General features: G+C 41.4%; 17 protein-coding genes and 1 pseudogene. 6 read left to right on the top strand and 12 right to left on the bottom strand.

Annotated features, from left to right (window positions below):
- The first annotated feature begins 22 nt into the window (after window positions 1-22).
- The 6 genes and pseudogenes from ACOXXR_RS04850 to xerS all read left to right on the top strand — a co-directional run bounded on the left by ACOXXR_RS04850 (window position 23) and on the right by xerS (window position 5,349).
- Complete coding sequence (locus ACOXXR_RS04850; RefSeq protein WP_003001435.1) at window positions 23-355, top strand: putative DNA-binding protein; 333 nt, start codon at window positions 23-25, stop codon at window positions 353-355.
- Window positions 356-357: 2 nt separating this feature from the next.
- Window positions 358-572 (top strand): annotated as a pseudogene (locus ACOXXR_RS04855) (2-oxoglutarate:acceptor oxidoreductase).
- Window positions 573-589: 17 nt separating this feature from the next.
- Complete coding sequence (gene ffh, locus ACOXXR_RS04860; protein WP_414363197.1) at window positions 590-2,161, top strand: signal recognition particle protein; 1,572 nt, start codon at window positions 590-592, stop codon at window positions 2,159-2,161.
- A 65-nt stretch (window positions 2,162-2,226) separates the two neighbouring features.
- Window positions 2,227-2,994 (top strand): alpha/beta hydrolase, encoded by a 768-nt coding sequence (locus ACOXXR_RS04865; protein ID WP_445278170.1) that lies wholly within the window; start codon window positions 2,227-2,229, stop codon window positions 2,992-2,994.
- Between the two features lie 105 nt (window positions 2,995-3,099).
- Window positions 3,100-4,086 carry an acetylxylan esterase gene (locus tag ACOXXR_RS04870; RefSeq protein ID WP_445278171.1) on the top strand — a complete coding sequence of 329 codons (987 nt, stop codon included), beginning with the start codon at window positions 3,100-3,102 and terminating at the stop codon, window positions 4,084-4,086.
- Window positions 4,087-4,278: 192 nt separating this feature from the next.
- The gene (gene xerS, locus ACOXXR_RS04875; RefSeq protein WP_003001539.1) at window positions 4,279-5,349 is read left to right on the top strand and encodes a tyrosine recombinase XerS; all 1,071 of its coding nucleotides are present in this window, start codon (window positions 4,279-4,281) and stop codon (window positions 5,347-5,349) included.
- Window positions 5,350-5,432: 83 nt separating this feature from the next.
- Here xerS and ACOXXR_RS04880 read toward each other — a convergent pair whose 3' ends face one another.
- The 12 genes from ACOXXR_RS04880 to trmFO all read right to left on the bottom strand — a co-directional run bounded on the left by ACOXXR_RS04880 (window position 5,433) and on the right by trmFO (window position 20,097).
- Window positions 5,433-6,074, bottom strand: coding sequence for a hypothetical protein (locus ACOXXR_RS04880; RefSeq protein WP_445278172.1), 642 nt, complete (start codon window positions 6,072-6,074; stop codon window positions 5,433-5,435).
- Window positions 6,075-6,288: 214 nt separating this feature from the next.
- Window positions 6,289-6,915: a putative bacteriocin export ABC transporter gene (locus ACOXXR_RS04885; RefSeq protein WP_445278173.1), complete on the bottom strand. Its 627-nt coding sequence runs from the start codon at window positions 6,913-6,915 to the stop codon at window positions 6,289-6,291.
- Between the two features lies 1 nt (window position 6,916).
- Window positions 6,917-8,926: a DUF1430 domain-containing protein gene (locus ACOXXR_RS04890; RefSeq protein WP_445278174.1), complete on the bottom strand. Its 2,010-nt coding sequence runs from the start codon at window positions 8,924-8,926 to the stop codon at window positions 6,917-6,919.
- Between the two features lie 219 nt (window positions 8,927-9,145).
- A complete protein-coding gene (locus tag ACOXXR_RS04895) occupies window positions 9,146-10,135 on the bottom strand; it encodes a lipoate--protein ligase (RefSeq protein WP_445278175.1) in 990 nt (329 codons plus the stop codon).
- 229 nt (window positions 10,136-10,364) lie between these two features.
- On the bottom strand, window positions 10,365-12,071 hold the full coding sequence (gene lpdA / locus ACOXXR_RS04900) for a dihydrolipoyl dehydrogenase (RefSeq protein ID WP_215194491.1): 1,707 nt from the start codon (window positions 12,069-12,071) through the stop codon (window positions 10,365-10,367).
- A 39-nt stretch (window positions 12,072-12,110) separates the two neighbouring features.
- Window positions 12,111-13,154, bottom strand: a complete 1,044-nt coding sequence (locus ACOXXR_RS04905) for a dihydrolipoamide acetyltransferase (protein WP_445278176.1) — start codon at window positions 13,152-13,154, stop codon at window positions 12,111-12,113.
- Window positions 13,155-13,686: 532 nt separating this feature from the next.
- Entirely contained in the window at window positions 13,687-14,679 is a 993-nt protein-coding gene (locus ACOXXR_RS04910) for an alpha-ketoacid dehydrogenase subunit beta (protein ID WP_445278177.1), read from the bottom strand.
- Between the two features lie 16 nt (window positions 14,680-14,695).
- Complete coding sequence (locus ACOXXR_RS04915) at window positions 14,696-15,664, bottom strand: thiamine pyrophosphate-dependent dehydrogenase E1 component subunit alpha (protein ID WP_195611183.1); 969 nt, start codon at window positions 15,662-15,664, stop codon at window positions 14,696-14,698.
- 208 nt (window positions 15,665-15,872) lie between these two features.
- Complete coding sequence (locus tag ACOXXR_RS04920; protein ID WP_445278178.1) at window positions 15,873-17,039, bottom strand: ATP-grasp domain-containing protein; 1,167 nt, start codon at window positions 17,037-17,039, stop codon at window positions 15,873-15,875.
- Between the two features lie 21 nt (window positions 17,040-17,060).
- Window positions 17,061-17,801, bottom strand: coding sequence for an esterase family protein (locus tag ACOXXR_RS04925; RefSeq protein WP_445278179.1), 741 nt, complete (start codon window positions 17,799-17,801; stop codon window positions 17,061-17,063).
- A 39-nt stretch (window positions 17,802-17,840) separates the two neighbouring features.
- Window positions 17,841-18,668, bottom strand: a complete 828-nt coding sequence (locus ACOXXR_RS04930; RefSeq protein WP_414256475.1) for an alpha/beta hydrolase — start codon at window positions 18,666-18,668, stop codon at window positions 17,841-17,843.
- Between the two features lie 94 nt (window positions 18,669-18,762).
- Window positions 18,763-20,097 carry a methylenetetrahydrofolate--tRNA-(uracil(54)-C(5))-methyltransferase (FADH(2)-oxidizing) TrmFO gene (gene trmFO, locus ACOXXR_RS04935; RefSeq protein ID WP_445278180.1) on the bottom strand — a complete coding sequence of 445 codons (1,335 nt, stop codon included), beginning with the start codon at window positions 20,095-20,097 and terminating at the stop codon, window positions 18,763-18,765.
- Between the last annotated feature and the right edge of the window lie 34 nt (window positions 20,098-20,131).

Consider the following 20,131-nt stretch of genomic DNA (forward strand, 5'->3'; position numbering starts at 1 on the left):
CTTTTTTGATATAATGAAAGGTATGGAAATTGAGAAAACCAACCGAATGAATGCGCTCTTTGAGTTTTATGCTGCGCTCTTGACGGACAAGCAAATGAACTACATCGAGCTTTATTACGCAGATGACTACAGCTTAGCTGAGATTGCGGAAGAGTTTGGAGTGAGCCGTCAGGCGGTTTATGACAATATTAAGCGGACAGAGAAGATTCTAGAGGATTATGAGATGAAGTTGCATATGTACTCTGACTACATTGTACGCAGCCAGATTTTTGATCAGATTTTAGAACGCTATCCGGAAGATACTTTTCTACAAGAGCAGGTTGAAATTTTATCAAGCATTGACAATCGGGAGTGATTATGGGCAGTCTGGTCATTTATCAAGGAATACCTTGCAAACTATTAGTCGCAGAGGAAGTATTTCCTACTCGACTACAGATTATCTCGCCCAATGATATCTCCAAGGCTATGCAAATAGGTTTTAGCTGTTGGGATATCCAAATGAAATCATGAAAGAAGTCACACCCGAAGAACTAGAATGTTTGCAACATTTCGGACGATATCCACTGAATTGAAAAAATAGGAGAAAATAATGGCATTTGAAAGTTTAACCGAACGTTTACAGAACGTCTTTAAAAATCTTCGTAAGAAAGGGAAAATCTCTGAAGCGGATGTCCAAGAGGCAACCAAAGAGATTCGTCTTGCCCTCTTAGAGGCCGACGTTGCCCTTCCTGTTGTAAAAGACTTCATCAAACGGGTCCGCGAGCGTGCTGTAGGTCATGAGGTCATCGAAACCCTCAACCCTGCCCAACAAATCGTCAAGATTGTCGATGAAGAATTGACAGCCATTTTGGGTTCTGAGACAGCAGACATTATCAAATCTCCAAAGATTCCAACCATTATCATGATGGTCGGTCTTCAAGGGGCTGGTAAAACAACCTTTGCAGGGAAATTGGCCAACAAATTGGTCAAGGAAGAAAATGCGCGTCCTTTGATGATTGCGGCCGATATTTATCGTCCAGCAGCCATTGACCAGTTGAAGACGCTTGGGCAGCAGATCAATGTCCCTGTCTTCTCACTCGGTACAGAAGTGCCTGCAGTAGAGATCGTTCGCCAAGGTTTGGAACAGGCGAGAGCCAACCACAATGACTATGTCTTGATCGATACGGCCGGTCGTCTGCAAATCGATGAAAAACTCATGGGCGAGTTGCGTGACGTCAAAGCCCTTGCTGAGCCGAATGAAATCCTCTTGGTTGTCGATGCCATGATCGGTCAAGAAGCAGCCAATGTGGCGCGTGAGTTTAACGAACAACTCGAAGTAACCGGGGTGATCTTGACTAAGATTGATGGGGATACCCGTGGTGGTGCAGCCCTTTCTGTCCGTCAGATTACTGGAAAACCAATCAAGTTCACTGGTACTGGTGAAAAAATCACTGATATCGAAACCTTCCATCCGGACCGTATGTCTGGTCGGATCCTCGGTATGGGGGATATGCTGACGCTGATCGAGAAGGCTTCTCAAGAATACGATGAGAAACGTTCCCTTGAACTCGCTGAGAAGATGCGGGAAAACACCTTTGACTTCAACGATTTCATCGATCAGTTAGACCAAGTTCAAAACATGGGACCAATGGAAGATCTGCTCAAGATGCTTCCAGGGATGGCCAACAATCCAGCCATGAAGAACCTCAAGGTCGATGAACGAGAAATTGCTCGCAAACGTGCGATCGTATCATCCATGACACCAGCTGAACGGGAAAATCCAGATTTGTTAAATCCAAGCCGTCGTCGTCGGATTGCGGCTGGTTCAGGAAACAGCTTTGTCGAAGTCAATAAATTCATCAAGGACTTTAACCAAGCCAAACAGATGATGCAAGGCGTCCTCTCTGGCGATATGAACAAGATGATGAAACAAATGGGGCTCAATCCAAATAATATGCCGAAGAATATGCCTGGTGGAATGCCTGATATGTCTGCTCTTGAAGGGATGATGGGACAAGGTGGCATGCCTGACTTTTCAGCTCTTGGTGGAGGCGCTGGAATGCCTGATATGAGCCAAATGTTTGGTGGTGGTCTCAAAGGAAAAGCCGGTGAATTTATGATGAAACGGGCGATGAACAAGATGGCCAAACAAATGCGCAAAAATAAGAAAAAACGGAAATAATCGTTTCTAAGAGGGCCTGGAACACACTGTTCTGGGTTCTTTTAGAAACTACTACTAGAGGAAAGATGTTAAAAAAACTATTTCAACAAGTCATTCGTTTCTTTGTAAGACTGTTTTCTTCGCACAGAAAGCCCTTTGAATTTCCTAAAGGGTCAAAGAAACCACCGATCAGACCAATCATCTTTGTACCTGGGAGTTCAGCCAGTATCCAGCGATTCAATGGAACTATCCGCATGCTCCATCGATTTTCTAGAAAAAAACAGAGTCTTTTAAAAATAAAAGTCAACAAAGATGACTCTGTAGAGATGGAGGGAAGACTGAATACGAAAGAGCCGAATCCGATGATTGTGATTGGCTTCGAGAACAATCGAGATGGCTACAGCAATATCAAGCAGCAAATCGAATCCCTTAAGATCGCCATCACCTACCTCCTTGATCACTATTATTTTACAGAGTTCAAGGCAGTCGGGCACTCCAATGGTGGACTAGTTTTGACTGGTTTATTGGAAAGTGGCTTTTTAGAAAAGAAAAAACTAACCGTGAGCAAGCTGGTTATTATTGGTAGTCCTTACCAATTCAATCAAGAAATGTATGACGATTTTCAAAAATGGAAGCATCGATTAGATAAAGAAGTAGAGGTCCTTAACTTTGTCGGTAGCTTTGCTGGGAAATCAGATGGGATCGTTCCCCTTTCTAGTGCCCAAGCAGCAAAATCTATTTTTGAGAAACAAGCCTATACAGAAGTGAATTTAAACGGTCGTAAAGCTCATCATTCAGCTTTACCCACTAATCCAGATCTAGTGAAACAATTAAGTCTATTTTTGAACCTATAAATAAATTACATAATTTCGGTTATGTAATTTTTATTTCTCTCTTGCAATCCTTAAGTAAATATGGTACATTTTTGGTAGCGATTACACATACTTAAGGAGGATTTTATGAAAGATCCCAAATTATTAGAAACAATGAAAGATTACAAGGGACGGGATGAGCTTCCAGCAGATTTTGATACTTTTTGGGATCAAGCCCTAGCAAAGATGACTGAACTTCCTGAATATAAGCTCGAAGAACGAGATTTCAGCATTCCAAATGTGATTTGTTATGAATTAACCTTTAAAGGAACACGAGATGGACTAGTTTATGCGCGGGTTGTTTTTCCAAAAACGGATCAAAAGGTTCCCGTCATTTTCCATTTTCATGGCTATATGGGTCGTTGTTGGGATTGGGCTGATATGCTGGCTTATACAGTAGCCGGCCATGGTGTTGTGTCTATGGACGTAAGAGGGCAGTCAGGCTATTCAACAGACGGTGACCGTTCACCACTTGGTAATACGGTAAAAGGACAGATTATCCGCGGAGCCGTTGAAGGTCCGGATGAGCTCTTTTATAAGGATGTCTACTTGGATCTTTACCAGTTAATTGAAATCGTAGCAGCCAGCCTTCCTCAAGTCGACGACAGCAAACTTGCCAGCTATGGAGCCTCACAAGGTGGTGCCTTGGCCCTGGTTGCTGCTGGATTGAATCCTCGTATACAACGAACAGTCGCCATTTATCCATTCTTATCAGATTTCAGACGAGTATTGGAGATTGGGAACACCAGCGAGGCTTATGACGAGCTTTTCCGTTATTTCAAGTTCCATGATCCATTTCATGAAACAGAAGATCGTTTGATGCAGACATTGGCCTATATTGATGTAAAAAACTTTGCTCATCGCATCAAAGGACAGGTTCACATGATTACCGGACTAGATGATGATGTCTGTTATCCTGAAACGCAGTTTGCCATTTATAATCGATTAGAATGTCCAAAAGAGCATTTAATCATGCCAGAATATGCTCACGAGGCCATGAATGTTCAAGTCAATGATCGAGTCTATAATTGGCTCTGTGGTAGCAAGATTCCATTTCGATATATAGAAAAATAAGTTACAGAAAAAAACAATCAGTAAATCCATGTGATTTGCTGATTTTATTGTGTTTAAAAGTGATCTAATATAGAAAGAGATACAAAACAGTCCTATATAAACCCTATAACATCTTTCCGAAAAACTATAATTTTCTTGAAAAATATATCTGGCTATGCTATACTACTAGTATAGAAAGATTTGGAGAAAAACATGAAACGCGAGATCTTATTAGAACGTATCGATAAACTCAAACAAGTCATGCCTTGGTACGTCTTAGAATATTACCAATCAAAACTGGCCGTTCCATACAGTTTTACAACTTTGTACGAATACTTAAAGGAATACGATCGATTTTTTACCTGGGTTTTGGAATCTGGTATATCGGATGCTGATACCATGGCCGAGATCCCTTTAGACGTTCTGGAGCACATGACCAAGAAAGACATGGAATCCTTTATTCTTTACTTACGTGAACGTCCTCTGCTCAATGCCAATACGACAAAAAACGGGGTTTCCCAAACAACGATTAACCGTACCCTTTCTGCACTTTCCAGTCTCTATAAATACTTGACTGAGGAAGTTGAAAATGAGCAAGGAGAACCTTATTTCTACCGCAACGTCATGAAGAAGGTTGCTACCAAGAAAAAGAAAGAAACTTTGGCGGCACGGGCTGAAAATATCAAACAAAAGCTCTTTTTAGGCGATGAAACAGAAGGTTTTCTTAACTATATCGACCAGGAGTATCCTCAGACACTCTCAAATCGCGCCTTATCCTCCTTTAATAAGAATAAAGAGCGAGATTTAGCCATTATCGCACTCCTTCTTGCCTCTGGTGTCCGTTTATCTGAGGCAGTCAATTTGGACCTTCGTGACCTTAATCTTAAGATGATGGTCATTGACGTCACTCGAAAAGGTGGAAAACGAGACTCAGTCAATGTTGCTGCCTTTGCGAAGCCTTATCTGGAGCAATATCTCGCTATTCGAGACAAACGGTACAAGACAGAAAAGACCGATACAGCTCTCTTTCTGACCTTGTATCGAGGTGTTCCAAACCGTATTGATGCTTCTAGTGTTGAAAAGATGGTCGCCAAGTATTCTGAAGACTTCAAAGTCCGCGTGACACCCCATAAGCTTCGCCATACATTAGCAACTCGTCTCTATGATGCTACCAAATCACAGGTCTTGGTCAGCCACCAGCTAGGACATGCTAGCACCCAAGTTACAGACTTATATACGCATATCGTTAATGATGAGCAGAAAAATGCCTTGGATAGTTTATAAAATTACATAACGTAAATTATGTAATTTATTAGTTTTAAAAAGAGCGATAGATTTTTTGAATGTCTACCGCTCTTTTATACTTTCTATAAAAATTCGATCCAATAATTACGGTGTGGTTCAATAATAACTGGTTTTCCCCAGAATGATTTTAGATAGGCCAAGTTTGCAGGGGTGACAGGTCTTTTTTCACCATTGAACTTCTCTGCACTCTCTTTCGTTAGAAAGCATTTAACAGCTTCATATGGTGTACCATCGCTCGCTGTTCGATCAATTCCTAAATAAGCAATTTCATCACCGGCTTTTGGAAAATCTGTAAATAGTTTACCAATAAAATAAACCGTCTTATCTTTCATTAATTCATAAGCCTTACTATTTTCCAGTCTGTTATTCGCTGCAGCGTACATAATACAAAAACTATCCACAATATCTTTTAAAGGCATTAATTCTTCTTTGCTGACTATAATTTCGTCGGGAGCAAGTCCGCCAAGGATCAAATCTTTATAATGAGGTTGCTGGATGATATTATCTAAAGCCATTCCTAATGGTAGTTGGACAGCTTGATAGCCTAATGGTTCGAGCTCTTGCTTTTTCTGGTCAAGGTGTCCTTGTGTAATACTGACATTCAAATCATAAGGACTGGAAGGTTGTTGTTTTCTAAAAAAAGCCACTACTATACGATCTAACTGTTCAAATAGACCAAGATTTTCAACTGGAATTTTCATCATCGAATATGATCCCCTTTTTTGTTCAGATTTCCTCTATATTCTACTCTCATTATTTTTGAATATCAAGAAAAGAGGCCTTGTCATGAACTAACTTTTGATGAAAAATCTTAAACATTTTTGTTTGACATAATCTTTTTTCTTCAACAGCTCTTACCTCATGAATAGCTAACTATAAAAGATAATACAGAAGATCCTACCATTCTTCAGCCATATACTAGTTGAGTTTTACCACTTCGTCAGCTTTTTCCCAAATTACTGGATTATGGGTTGCAATAATGATTATACGCTCTTGATTCTTTAACATTAAGAGCAAGTCCATCACCTCTTGTGAGGTTTCTAGATCCAGTGCTGCAGTTAGTTCATCCGCTAAAATCAAAGGTGGATCTTTTAAAATAACTTTAGCTAATGCGACACGTTGCGCCTCTCCCCCCGATAATTCATAAATCTTTTGATCCAGAGAAAGGTAAGCCAGTCCTACTTTTTTGAGTACTTCTTCTTCTTGCTGCTTCTTCTCCTTTTTCGTTAATTTTTGACCAATCAATCCCAAATCTAAATTTTTACCGATCGTTTCGTTTTCAAGTAGGCCAAAGTTTTGAAAGAGATAACCTAATTCACGCTTAAAGAAGTGATGCTGTTTGATTTGTTTCAGTTCTTGCCCTTGATAGCTTATATTCCCTTCTTCATAAGGCTCTATCTTCGCCAAGATATTAAGCAAGGTTGTTTTACCACACCCACTATTTCCGATCAGAGCATAGACCTTACCTTCTGTAAATTGCAAGCTCAAATCTTGAAAGACCGTTCGTTGGCCAAATGATTTGGTTAAATGTTCTACGCTAATCATATTAGGCTCCTTTCAGTACAGTGGCTAACAAGTGGTCTTCTTTATGAGACCGGTACAGGAGAATGAACCAAGCATTAGTAATAAATAGAAAGAGAGTGACAAGAGCAATCCACCATTCCGAAGTGAGAATGAATACCAAGAGGCTTCCTAATAGCAAGAGGCTACTTTCTGAGAGCAAAATCATTTGGTGAATGTTTACAAATCCCAGACCTGCAATCTTCTTCAAGAAGATTTGTTTTCTAAACTCTTCAAAATATAGGAAATTCATAGTGTTAAAAAGAAGAACAGAGGTTGCTATACCAAAGACTCCTCCTGCAATCGCCATGAGATTTTCTATTTGTATGTTTTGGGCCATTTGCTGGTAAACGTCCACTGCATAGTCGTACTGACTAACACTTTTTTCAAGATTATACTCAGCGACTAGCTTCTTACTATTCTGAAGCCCATTAAAATAAAGGTAGGAATTTAGGTGGGTGAAATATGGATTCTCATAACCTCCAAAACTTTCAGGTTGTATAACCACTAAAACAGGATCTGTAAAGAATTGCTTATAGCTGATTGGTGTGTTGTTGTAGATAAAGCGTTTTTGATGATTCGGAATATACGTTACCTGCGCCTTCATTGATAAGGTGATATTTCCTTGATCATCTCGAGGAGATAGATAATCTTCATATCGTTTGATCATCTCCTCTTCTCGACCTTTTAATTTTTCCGGAAGTAAGAGACCAAATTCTCCTGCTTTTAAGTGATTTAAGTGATCTTTTTCTTCAGGAGAAACTGGAACACCTTGGATTTCGAGGTAATTTGGAGTTACATAGAGAGTTCGTGCAAGAGGATCGTAATCTGTGATGGAAAACTCTTTACCTGTACTAGGATCCGTCATAACTCCTTTTGAACTAAAAGATACGAGATTATGATAAGCTAAAAGACCACCATTTTCAATACCAGACTCGATGAGCTTAGACCATTTTGCTCTGTTCTCAATTTGCGTCTCTTTGTTTGTTTTCTGTGAAAAATCCTCCCGAGTGACACCAATTTGAACCCAGTTCGACTGTTTAGACCAAGCCTCACTTCCCTCTTGATAAGTCTGCCAGATAGAGCCATAGATGCTGACACGATGAATTGAGAGACCAATGACAGTGATTGCAAGAAATTGACAAATAAAGAGGAAAACCAAAATGCGCTTTAATGGAACTCTCCCTTTTAGAAGGGTGACTAAATGCATTGTTTGAATACTATATGCAAAAATGAAGGATAAGATAGCAGATAAAATAAGTAACATCCCATTGTAAATGATACTACTTGAAATGATGACGGAATAGGTAAAAGGTGTTAATTGGAAAGAATAAATCAAAATCGCACCCATTATACTTGCGACAATACATCCCAAAAGCAACTCTATACTATCATCTTTTAAGGAATGTCCAAAAAGCTGCAAGCGTCTCATTCCTGAGATATATCGAATCCCAGCGCTTCTCATTTCAAGTGTTTTTTGTATAATAGTCAAAGCGCTAAAACTAATGATAAAAATAACCAAGGCAAGTGATTGTGAACCTGAGCCAAAAAAGGCAATAAAGGTCTGCAGAGGATTTGGTTTCTCTATAAAAGTTTGTGAGAAACCAAGAGTATGAAGCGTTTGATCCAGCTTTTCAGTTTCTAATTCACCTGATAATACATAATAATTCACTACCAGGCTTTCATTGGCAGCCAGTTCTTTCTTCTCTCTTTTAATTCCAAGAGGAAGTTTTCCCTCTCCGTAGATATCATAGGTGAAAACAACCTGCCCTTTAGAATCTGTTCTTTGTATCTGACGGGCAATTATACTATGATTTTCCCTTGCCAAACGGTCTAAACTAGAAGATAAGTCTTCATATGTGACGCTCTTTTCTCGTCTCAGCACACCTACTACCGGAAGACTGCTGTGGATAACCGTATTTGGAGAAATAAAGGCAATCCAAATCAAAAAGCTAGAGATGAAAAGGTTTGATAAAACAATAAAGACACGTTTCATATCATCACACTTTCTAAAGCAGAAAAGGAAAGTAATACCTAGCTAGTCAATTAATTTCGTTGTTTAGTAGTTACTGAGTATTAAAAAATCATATTTATATTTTTGTAATCGAATACATTTTTCCACCTTTACTATACTACAAAATCCTTAGTAAAACAACAATTTCTATGTGAAACTAGTTTCAAAAAAGAGACCCGCTTCTGCGAATCTCTTACGACTTTATTCCACCACTGCTTCAGCAATTTCTTCTGCAGTGATACCTGCGAAGTAACGACCTAGGTTAATGGTTTGAAGGGCTTTGAGGACGTCTTCACGTTCGTATTTAACGCCACGAAGAACATCTTCTACTGCTGCAACATCTTCGATACCAAAGAAGTCACCGTAAATCTTGATATCTTGAATTTTTGATTCAATGACATTAGCGAAGATTTCCACCTTACCGCTTGGGAATTTTGTGCCACGACGGACATTGTATTCAGGAGACTTTCCATAATTCCAATCCCAGGTACCGAACTTGGTTTCCTTGATACGATTAATTTCAGTCAATTCTTCATCCGAGAAGACATATTCTGTCATCTCGGGGTATTCTTTCTTCATGTAGTCCAAAAGCAAGTCACGGAACTCTTCAACCGTGATTTTTTCTGGCAACTCATCGATGATATTGGTCACACGAGCACGAACGGATTTAACCCCTTTAGACTCAAACTTGTCTTTAGACACCTTGAGAGCATTGGCAAGGACTGACAAATCAACGTCAAAAAGAAGGCATCCATGGTGCATAATCCGACCATTGATGTAAGCTTGGGCATTTCCACAGAATTTCTTGCCATCAATCTCTAAGTCGTTACGACCTGTGAATTCAGCCTTCACTCCAAGTTGAGCTAAGGTGTTGATCACGGGAGTTGAAAAGCTCTTAAAGTCAAAGGCCTTGTTTTCATCTTCTTTTGAAATGATGGTGTAGTTGAGGTTGTTCAAATCATGGTAAACAGCCCCACCACCACTGATCCGGCGAACCACTTCAATCCCATGCTCCCGAACATAGTCACGGTTGATTTCTTCGATGGTATTTTGGTGACGACCAACGATAATCGAAGGTTTGTTAATCCAAAGAAGGAAGATTTGATCCTCATCTAAAAGGTGTTTGAAGGCATATTCTTCAAAAGCGATATTAAAAGCAGTATCATTTGAATAATTAATAATGTATTTCATAGTAATTCCAAAAATTCGTTTTATAAATCCTACTCATAGTAAGATAAGCATTAGACAGAAATAGTTGAATTTCACTTGAATTTTCTGAAGTAGTAAAAAGAAATGTAACGATAACTCGTTACATTTCTCGGAAAAATTGAGACAAGTGGCTCAATTTTTAGGCATGGAACTCTAAGAGAGGTCGCTGCCGTCCGTACTACTTTAAGAAAATTTAGTTGAAAGAATAGTATTATTTCTTCTTAGGTGAGTGAACAGCCAAGCCGAGTACATCCGCAAAGGCTTCGTACATTACTTCTGAGAAGGTTGGGTGACCATGAATAGTCTTGAGCATTTCTTCTACAGTGATTTCCATCTCAATGATGGTAGAAGCTTCGTTGATCAATTCAGCTGCTGCTGGACCAATGATGTGAACCCCAAGAACTTCACCGTATTTCTTGTCTGCAATAACTTTAACGAATCCTTGAGCCGCATCTGATGCAATGGCACGACCGTTCGCCGCAAAGTTAAACTTACCAATTTGAACATCGTATTTCTCACGAGCTTGTTCTTCTGTCAAACCAACAGCTGCGACTTCTGGAAGTGTGTAGATGGCTGCAGGCGTCAAGTTCAATTTGGCAACAGCATGATTTCCTTTAAGAGCATTTTCGGCCGCTACTTCACCCATACGGAAGGCAGCGTGAGCCAACATCTTAGTACCGTTGATGTCACCTGGCGCATAGATACCTGGAACAGACGTTTCCATGTATTCATTAACCTTGATCCGTCCACGATCCAATTCAAACTCAACTTCACCGATTCCTTCAAGATCTGGAACACGACCGATTGAAAGAAGAGCTTTGTTTGCGATGATATCATCTTTTCCTTCAACCTTGATACGGAGTTTGCCATCTTCTTCAATGATTTCTTGCAATTTCGTATCCGTCAAGATTGTCATACCCTTGCGTTCAAGGATCAAGCGAAGGTTCTTAGATACTTCCGCATCCATAGCTGGAACGATACGGTCCATCATTTCGATAACCGTAACTTTTGAACCAAAGGTCATGAAGGCTTGACCAAGTTCGATACCGACAACCCCGCCACCGATGATCACGAGGCTTTCTGGAACTTCGTTCATTTCAAGGATATCATCACTGGTCATGACAAGGGATGATTCCATACCAGGAACGTTAATCTTGCTGACTTTAGAACCACCAGCGAGAATAATTTTCTTCGTTTCAAGCAATTCAGAACCATTGACCAAGACATTCTTATCTTTCGTAATGGTACCGATACCCTTGTGAACATCCACTCCGTAGCTGCGAAGAAGCCCTGCAACACCACCAACAAGGGTATTAACAACTTTAGATTTAGTTTCTAAAAGTTTATCCATATCTACTGAGAAACTTGGATTTTCAATGATAATACCACGGTTTGCTGCATGACCAATATTTTCAATGATTTCAGCGTTGTGGAGGTAAGTTTTAGTTGGGATACATCCACGGTTTAAGCACGTTCCACCAAGTTCAGATTTCTCAACAAGAGCAACCTTACCACCCAATTGAGCTGCCTTAATAGCAGATACGTAACCAGCAGGGCCCCCACCGATTACTACGATATCATAAGCGTCATCGCTCTTATTGTCATCGTTTGAAGCACTTGCTGCAGCTGGTGCTGGACTTGCTTCTGGTGCAGCTGCTCCAGCGGTTGGGATGTTTTCCCCTTCTTCACCAAGATAACCGATTACTTCAGTAACAGGAACAGTTTCTCCATCCCCTTTTAGGATAGCAATTAAGTACCCATCTTCTTCTGCTTCCAATTCCATGCTGACTTTGTCTGTCATGATTTCAAGGAGAACTTCTCCTTCTTTTACAAATTCGCCGACTTTTTTATTCCACTGAACGATTTGTCCTTCGGTCATATCTACGCCGGCTTTTGGCATAATTACTTCTAAGGCCATTTTATTTCCCTCTTTTTCTTGTTTCTATTCTCTCGTTGATTAGACCAACATTGAAATCGGGTCTTCAATCAAGGCTTTCAAGTCTTTCATGAATTTGGCACCAGCCATACCATCGACAACGCGGTGGTCAATGGTCAAGCCCAAGCTCATGATTGGACGAATGACGATTTCACCATTAACTACAACTGGTTTTTCAACCGTTGCGCTAACCCCAAGAATGGCAGAGTTTGGTTGGTTGATAATCGGTCCAAAAGATTGAACACCAAACATCCCCAAGTTACTGATAGTAAAGGTTGAATTTTGCAATTCGCTTGGGGCTAATTTACCGTCCAAGGTACGTCCGATAACGTCCTTGAAGGCTACGACCAACTCTGACAAGGTCATCTTTTCTGCGTTATAGACAACCGGTGTCATCAATCCATTCTCCATCCCAACTGCCATAGCCAAGTTGACGTAGTTGTGAGTGATGATGGTTTTGCCATCCTCCGTCAATGAAGCATTGATGTATGGGTATTTCATAAGAGTCTTAACAACTGCTAGTGAAAGCAAATCTGTAACAGTGACTTTCTTGCCAGTTGATTCCATGATTGGATCCAAAACCTTCTTACGAAGCGCCAACATTTGAGACATATCGACGTCATAGTTCAATGTAAAGGTAGGTGCAGTCAAGTAAGATTCCACCATCCGTTGAGCAATCACCTTACGCATTGGTGTCATCGGAATCCGCTCGATTTCCCCATAAGGTGTCACGTTATCAGGAACTTCTTCCACCTTCTCAATTTGAGCAGGTGACTTAATGGTATCCTTCTCAATATTCTCAGGAAGGAAAGCAAGGACATCCTTCTTCATGATCTTGCCACGATGACCAGTTCCTTGGATTTCTTGCCAAGCAATATTGTGTTCTAATGCAATTCGTTTTGCAAGTGGTGAAATGCGAACCACATTTGTGTCTTTATATGTTTCCACGTCTTCTTTGTGGACACGACCGTTTGCGCCTGAACCAGAAACATCATAGAGGTTGATCCCAAGATCATCCGCTAATTTTCTAGCCGCAGGAGTCGCTCTTAGCTTATCATCAGCCATGACCTCTCCTATTCTATTTATGATGCAAAGGGCGTTTAAAAGCGACCGAAAAATAGGAAATCGACGCAGACTTCGATGAAGTAAAGGAGATTTATCTTTTTTCCGAGCTTTTAGCCCGTGCTCTAATATAAGATATTAAGGACGTAGAGGACAAAGAAAAAATAGGAGATTGACGCTGTGTTCGATGAACACGAGGAAATCTATCTTTTTTTCACAGTCCTCCGTCCGGATTCAGTTACAAGATACTAAGGGCGTCAAAAGTCAAAGTGAAAATAGGAAACTTGACGAAGAAACTTTAGTTTCTAGGAAAGTTTATCTTTTTCACCCAGACTTTAGCCCGAGTTCAATTCTACAAGCAACTTGGATACACACGTATCTCAAGTTGCTACGGTTGCCGTTATAAGGCGGTCAACCTAGTAGACTTACTAATTCGTTCGTCGAATATCATCGATTCGACTCACTCATGTCGCATTTTTTCTATTTCAAAATGAAAGATAAAACCACGAATATGTTACATAATTTATGTTATGTATTATTCTTTGTTATACGTTTTACGAATGGCTTCTTTGATACTTTCAACTGTTGGGATCATTGCATTCTCAAGGTTTTGTGCGTAAGGCATTGGCACATCTTCCCCCGCACAACGGCGGATCGGTGCATCCAAGTAATCAAATGCTTCTGATTCAGAAATGATAGCTGAAACTTCACCGATATAGCCACTTGTTTTATGGGCATCATTGACAAGGACTACTTTTCCTGTCTTCTTGACAGAATTAATGATGATCTCTTTATCGAGTGGGACCAAGGTCCGTGGGTCTACTACTTCTACTGAGATGCCTTCTTCTGCCAATTCTTCAGCTGCTTGCATCACGCGACGAAGCATTTTCCCGTAGGTTACGACAGTGACGTCAGTTCCTTCGCGTTTGATTTCTCCGACACCAAGTGGAATCGTGTAGTCTGGATCAACTGGCACTTCCCCTTTTTGGTTGAATTCTGATTTGTATTCAAGAATGATAACGGGGTTGTTATCACGGATAGAAGACTTGAGTAGCCCTTTCATATCCGCTGGAGTTCCTGGAGCAACAACTTTCAAACCAGGAATATGGGTGAACCATGATTCCAAAGATTGGGAGTGTTGAGCTGCAGAACCAACTCCGTTACCAGCAGCACAGCGAACGGTCATCGGTACTTGCCCTTTTCCACCAAACATGTAGCGCGTCTTCGCAGCTTGGTTGACAATAGCATCCATGGCAATTACTGAGAAATCCATGAAGGTCATATCAACGATTGGGCGAAGTCCGGTCATGGCTGCCCCTGCTGCCGCACCTGAAATCGCAGCCTCAGAAATTGGACAGTCACGAACACGTTCTGGACCGAATTCCTCAAGCATTCCTACTGAAGTTCCGAAGTCTCCACCGAAAACTCCGACATCTTCCCCCATCAACAATACATTTTCGTCGCGACGCATTTCCTCAGACATAGCAAGGATAATGGTATCGCGGAAAGACATTAATTTAGTTTCCATAATTCTCTACTCCCCCTTAGTCTGCGTAAATATCTTCGAAAGCTGATTCGAGTGGAGGGAATGGGCTTTCTTCCGCAAATTTCACTGAAGCTTCCACTGCTTCTTTTACTTCTTCTTGGATCTGATCCAATTCTTCTGCGCTCGCAATCTCATTTTCAAGGAGATACTTGCGAAGGTTTTCGATTGGATCTTTCTTCTTCCACTCTTCGACTTCTTCACGGGTCCGGTATTTACCAGGGTCTGAAGATGAGTGACCAAGCCAACGATAAGTGACACTTTCAATCAAGACAGGACCTTTACCAGAGCGGACGTGTTCAACAGCTTTTTGGAATCCTTCATAGACATCGATAACATTGTTTCCATCAGGAATAAACATTCCAGGAATGCCGTAAGCAGCACTACGCTCGTGGATATGCTTGACATTGGTCATTTTTTTGATGTCAGCAGAGATTCCATAACCGTTATTGATACAATAGAAAATTACCGGAAGATTCCAAATAGAAGCCATATTCACTGCTTCGTGGAAGACACCTTCGTTGGTTGCGCCGTCCCCAAAGAAGCAGACAACAATCTTACCAGTCTTATGCATTTGTTGAGTAAGAGCAGCTCCTACTGCAATCCCCATACCTCCACCAACAATACCGTTGGCACCAAGGTTACCTGCATCCAGGTCGGCGATGTGCATGGAGCCACCCTTCCCTTTACAAGTACCGGTATACTTACCAAGGATTTCTGCCATCATGCCATTCAAATCGATTCCTTTAGCAATGGCTTGTCCATGTCCACGGTGGTTTGAAGTTAGCAGGTCATCGTCGTTTAAAGCCAACATCGCTCCAACGTTAGCTGCTTCTTCCCCAACAGAAAAGTGCGTCATCCCTGGCACTTTCCCTTTTTTTACTAACTGTGCAATTTTTAAGTCCATGCGACGGATTTCTTCCATTTTACGGAACATATCCAATAAGAGACTTTTATCTAATGTTGCCATTATTTCGCCTTTCTAAGCAATTATTCATTCTATTTTATTCTATCTCACTATGAAAACACTGTCAAAATAAATGCTCATTTCCTTTCACAAACTAATCCGTCTAGAATACTGATAGATATGAATTTCCAAACTGTTATATAAAAGATTCACAAAGTTGTTTTTATTATGGATAAGCAAAAAACCGATAGGGAAGACCTATCGGAATATTTTATTGATGGCGTTGGCCGAAGTCATGAATCATTTGTTCTAACTCTTCACGACTTGGAGTTGTTAACATGTAAAGATAATCCCCTTGAAGCTCGGCAAAGGCAGCAGGCATATCTTTCTTCACGCGGAATTGGTCATGGTATTTAGCTAAAACTTCATCCTCAGAAAGGACATAAGCTGCATTGGCACGGCGTGAAGTAGCCAAGCAATATAGGGGTTCAAATTCAGAAGCTGGGAATGGTTCTCCGGCTACGATGGCTGCATAGCCACGGTACAAATCAATCGAGTGAGCATAGTTGTAGACGTCGATGGTAAAGCCACCCGCAGGACGATTATTATACTCGATCGCAATATAGTCATCCCCATCACGGAAGAACTCAATGTGGAAGAAACGTTCTTTCATGCCAAAAGCTTTAACAATTGCTTCCCCGTATTGACGCAATTTTGGATCCATCTCTTTTAGGACATAATAAGAATTGTCCATCTTGTAGAGCATTAAGTCAAGTGGCGTATAGGCATAGTCAAAAGTCGTTGAGAAGACAATGTTGCCATCGCGATCGACCAGACCATCAAAGGTACAAATCTCACTAGAAGTGACGAATTTCTCAAAGAAGTACTCAGTATGTCCATCCCATTCAGCTTTGAAATGGTCCACATCTTCTGCTGTTTCAAGCTTGAAGGTTGCTGCTGCTCCTACCCCATTGTCAGGCTTGGCGATTAATGGCAACCCAATCTTCTTCACAGCCTTGTCAATGTCTTTTTCGGCTTTGACCACTGCACCCGGAACGACTGGGACTCCAGCTTTCTTGAAGAGTTTTTTCATTTCTGATTTAAACTTGGTTTTCTTCAAATCTTTTGGTTTGGCACCGAAGACATTGAATTGTTCACGAAGCGCTGCATCCAATTCCAACCAGTATTCATTGTGGGATTCGATGCGATCGATTGGCCCGTGTTTGTAGAAAAGAAAGGCTACTGCTCGCTTCACTTCGTCCCAGTTTTCCATGTTATCAACTCGGAAATACTCTGTTAAACTATTGCGCAATGGCTCGTCTAACTGTTCATAAGGCTCCTGACCAATCCCTAAGACAGTAATGCCTTTGTTAGCCAGCTCGATGGTAAATTGTTGAAAGTTTTGCGGATAATAAGGTGAAATAACAAGATAATTCATAGAGGTCTCCTCCTTTTTAGCTTATAAATACATCTGACCTAAGAAATAAGGCATTTGCTTGCGCCACCAGTCCCAATCGTGAGCGACGTCATGGCCCCACTCAGCAAACCATGCAGGAATATTTTTGTGGTCAAAGGCTTCTTTTAGTTTGTAGAAAGATGGTAGGCCATCTTGTTCCCAAGCTCCAAGACCGGTACAAATGACGATTTCCGCCTGACGGTAACGGTCAATAAACCAGCCGTCATTTTGATGCCAAATATAATCAGATGGAGAATTTTGGTAAATGGCTTCATCGCCACCAAATTCACCAACAAAGAAACGAGCGTCATAGACACCACTCAAAGCTACAACCTTGTTGAAGACATCTGGATGTTGCAAGAAAAAATTGAGCGCGTGGTAGGCTCCCATAGAACAACCAGTGGTCATCATCGGATCAAACCAGCCTGTTTTGTGCTTGATGAAAGGAATGGCTTCTTCAATCACATAGCGCTCGTAAGCACGGTGCATCTCTGCTCGATCATGAGGATTTTTCCAATCACAAAGCCAGCTTTCACTATCGACACTCGAAAGGGTGAAGAATTGAACCCGACCTTCTTCGATAAACTGAGCACAAGCATCAATCATACCAAAGTCATAGTACTCGTTATGGCTCCCACCTGATGAAGCAAAGACCACAACAGGAATTCCTGCATGTCCATAGCGATTCAGATACATTTCGCGGTTGAGTTGGCCACTCCAGTGGCTTAAATGTTCAATATTCATAAGTTCCCTCTTTCTCTTTATTTCTTTATTTACAGGCTATTAATCCCATTTTTCTGCCAAAAAACGAAGGCATTCTGGTAGATGCTCGGCCCAGGCTTCTTCGTGGTGAATAGCCCCAGATTGAATCCGAATGGCAATATTTTCCAAAGCAACCCCTTGTTGAATGACATCATGATAGTACCGAAGGGATGAGTCAATATAGGCTTGCTTGATATTCCCCGCCATCAACGTTTTGTCTGTATCATCCGCCTCTTCAGTCCCCACATAGATGTAGATCCGTTGATCTGCATAGAGATTCTTCCGCTCGATATAACGGTCAAAGGCCTCTTGGTGCAACCAGTTAGCAGAGGAGAAGACTCCCAGACAACCGATTTGGTCTTGGTACTCTAGGCCCAAGAATTGGGTGATATTCCCACCAAGCGAAGATCCAATCATGGCTGTATGTTCTCTATCAGCAAGGGTTCGATATTCTTGATCGATAAAGGGTTTGACGACATCCATGACAAACTCCCCATACTCGACACCCTTGCCACCAAATTGCATACCAGGGATATTGGACTCCTTGTACTTCCAGGCAGAGTACTCGTTCATCCGTTGCAAACCATCGTTATCAATGGCAACGACAATCATGCGACTAATGTCTGGATTTCGCTTGATGGCTGGAATGACCTTCCAAGAATGACCCGCATAGGCTTCCTTGCTATACAAAACGTTTTGCCCATCGTGGAAATAAACCACAGGGTAGCGACGATCTGTATCTGTTTCATAATTCTTAGGTAATAAGACTCGCACACGACGGAGTTTTCCGGTATAAGGCACTTTCAACTCGTGTGTCTTCATCTCTAAATAAAAGTAGGATTTATTCATTGTCAGAAAACTCTCTATATTCTAAATTTTTATTTATTATACCATTTTTAGAAGAAAAAGTCTGGATTTCTCCAAACTTTTTCAGTGATTGACTTTATTTTCCAATAAATGTAGCCAGATCTTGCAAGGAACGTTCGGCAATTTTCTCATACCGTTCCTTTTTATCCCGAATGCGTGGACCTTCTAGTTCCTTGATAATTCCAAAGTTGACATTCATGGGTTGGAAATGCTTGCTGTCGGCATGGGTAATATAGTGAGCCAAACTTCCGATCGCTGTTGTTTCTGGGAAAATCGCTGCTTCTTCTCCTTTAAAAAGACGTGCCGCATTGATCCCAGCCACCAAACCTGAAGCCGCTGACTCGACATAGCCCTCTACTCCTGTCATTTGCCCCGCAAAGAAGAGGTTGGCTTGCTTCTTAGAACGGTAAGTCTGTTCAAGCAGATTTGGAGAGTCCATGTAAGAATTACGGTGCATGACGCCATATCTCACAAACTCCGCATTTTCCAAACCAGGAATCATTTGAAAGACTCGTTTTTGCTCGCCCCATTTAAGGTGAGTTTGGAAGCCAACGATATTGTAGAGGCTAGCAGCTGCATTGTCTTGGCGCAATTGGACTACCGCATAAGGGGTCTTAAACTCCCCATCACGAGGTCCTTTGTAGTCATCTGGATACTCGAGACCAACTGGTTTCATAGGACCATAGAGCATGGTTTTGATGCCTCGTTTGGCCATGACTTCAATTGGCATACAACCTTCGAAATACTTTTCTTTTTCAAAAGAGTTGAGCGGGGCTTCTTCCGCATTCACCAAAGCCTCATGGAAGTCCATAAACTCTTGTTTGGTCATGGGACAGTTGAGATAAGCCGCTTCTCCTTTGTCATAACGAGACTTGAGGTAAACCTTGTTCATATCGACGGTATTGACATCGATGATTGGAGCTGCTGCATCATAGAAATAGAAGCCATCGCCACAATTGAGCTCGTGGATCTTTTCCGCCAAGGCATCGCTGGTTAGAGGGCCCGTTGCGACGACTGTGATCGCGTCTGTCGGCAATTCTGTAATTTCATCGCGAATCACTTCAATGAGTGGGTGTTGGGATACCTTTTCCGTTACTCGACTAGCAAAGCCTTCCCGGTCCACTGCCAGTGCTCCACCAGCTGGTACACGAGTCGCTTCAGCCGCTTCAAGGATGACAGACCCCAGACGACGCATTTCTTCTTTGAGGAGCCCGACAGCATTGGTTAGAGAATCCCCTCGGAGAGAGTTGGAACAGACTAACTCAGCAAAGTTGTCTGTTTTGTGTTGTGGAGTAGATTTGACTCCCCGCATTTCGTAAAGCTTGACCGGAATACCCTGTTGGGCAATCTGATAAGCTGCTTCCGAGCCAGCAAGGCCTGCACCGATGACATTGATATAAGATTGAGACATGACACTAATACCTCTTTGGGTATCCAAACCACCC

Source organism: Streptococcus sp. KHUD_013 (assembly GCF_052588545.1).

Bases quoted from the DNA above. Each gene is read 5' to 3' on its own strand.
- ACOXXR_RS04850 (WP_003001435.1), top strand. From the start codon at position 23: ATGGAAATTGAGAAAACCAACCGAATGAATGCGCTCTTTGAGTTTTAT.
- ffh (WP_414363197.1), top strand. From the start codon at position 590: ATGGCATTTGAAAGTTTAACCGAACGTTTACAGAACGTCTTTAAAAAT.
- ACOXXR_RS04865 (WP_445278170.1), top strand. From the start codon at position 2,227: ATGTTAAAAAAACTATTTCAACAAGTCATTCGTTTCTTTGTAAGACTG.
- ACOXXR_RS04870 (WP_445278171.1), top strand. From the start codon at position 3,100: ATGAAAGATCCCAAATTATTAGAAACAATGAAAGATTACAAGGGACGG.
- xerS (WP_003001539.1), top strand. From the start codon at position 4,279: ATGAAACGCGAGATCTTATTAGAACGTATCGATAAACTCAAACAAGTC.
- ACOXXR_RS04880 (WP_445278172.1), bottom strand. From the start codon at position 6,074: ATGATGAAAATTCCAGTTGAAAATCTTGGTCTATTTGAACAGTTAGAT.
- ACOXXR_RS04885 (WP_445278173.1), bottom strand. From the start codon at position 6,915: ATGATTAGCGTAGAACATTTAACCAAATCATTTGGCCAACGAACGGTC.
- ACOXXR_RS04890 (WP_445278174.1), bottom strand. From the start codon at position 8,926: ATGAAACGTGTCTTTATTGTTTTATCAAACCTTTTCATCTCTAGCTTT.
- ACOXXR_RS04895 (WP_445278175.1), bottom strand. From the start codon at position 10,135: ATGAAATACATTATTAATTATTCAAATGATACTGCTTTTAATATCGCT.
- lpdA (WP_215194491.1), bottom strand. From the start codon at position 12,071: ATGGCCTTAGAAGTAATTATGCCAAAAGCCGGCGTAGATATGACCGAA.
- ACOXXR_RS04905 (WP_445278176.1), bottom strand. From the start codon at position 13,154: ATGGCTGATGATAAGCTAAGAGCGACTCCTGCGGCTAGAAAATTAGCG.
- ACOXXR_RS04910 (WP_445278177.1), bottom strand. From the start codon at position 14,679: ATGGAAACTAAATTAATGTCTTTCCGCGATACCATTATCCTTGCTATG.
- ACOXXR_RS04915 (WP_195611183.1), bottom strand. From the start codon at position 15,664: ATGGCAACATTAGATAAAAGTCTCTTATTGGATATGTTCCGTAAAATG.
- ACOXXR_RS04920 (WP_445278178.1), bottom strand. From the start codon at position 17,039: ATGAATTATCTTGTTATTTCACCTTATTATCCGCAAAACTTTCAACAA.
- ACOXXR_RS04925 (WP_445278179.1), bottom strand. From the start codon at position 17,801: ATGAATATTGAACATTTAAGCCACTGGAGTGGCCAACTCAACCGCGAA.
- ACOXXR_RS04930 (WP_414256475.1), bottom strand. From the start codon at position 18,668: ATGAATAAATCCTACTTTTATTTAGAGATGAAGACACACGAGTTGAAA.
- trmFO (WP_445278180.1), bottom strand. From the start codon at position 20,097: ATGTCTCAATCTTATATCAATGTCATCGGTGCAGGCCTTGCTGGCTCG.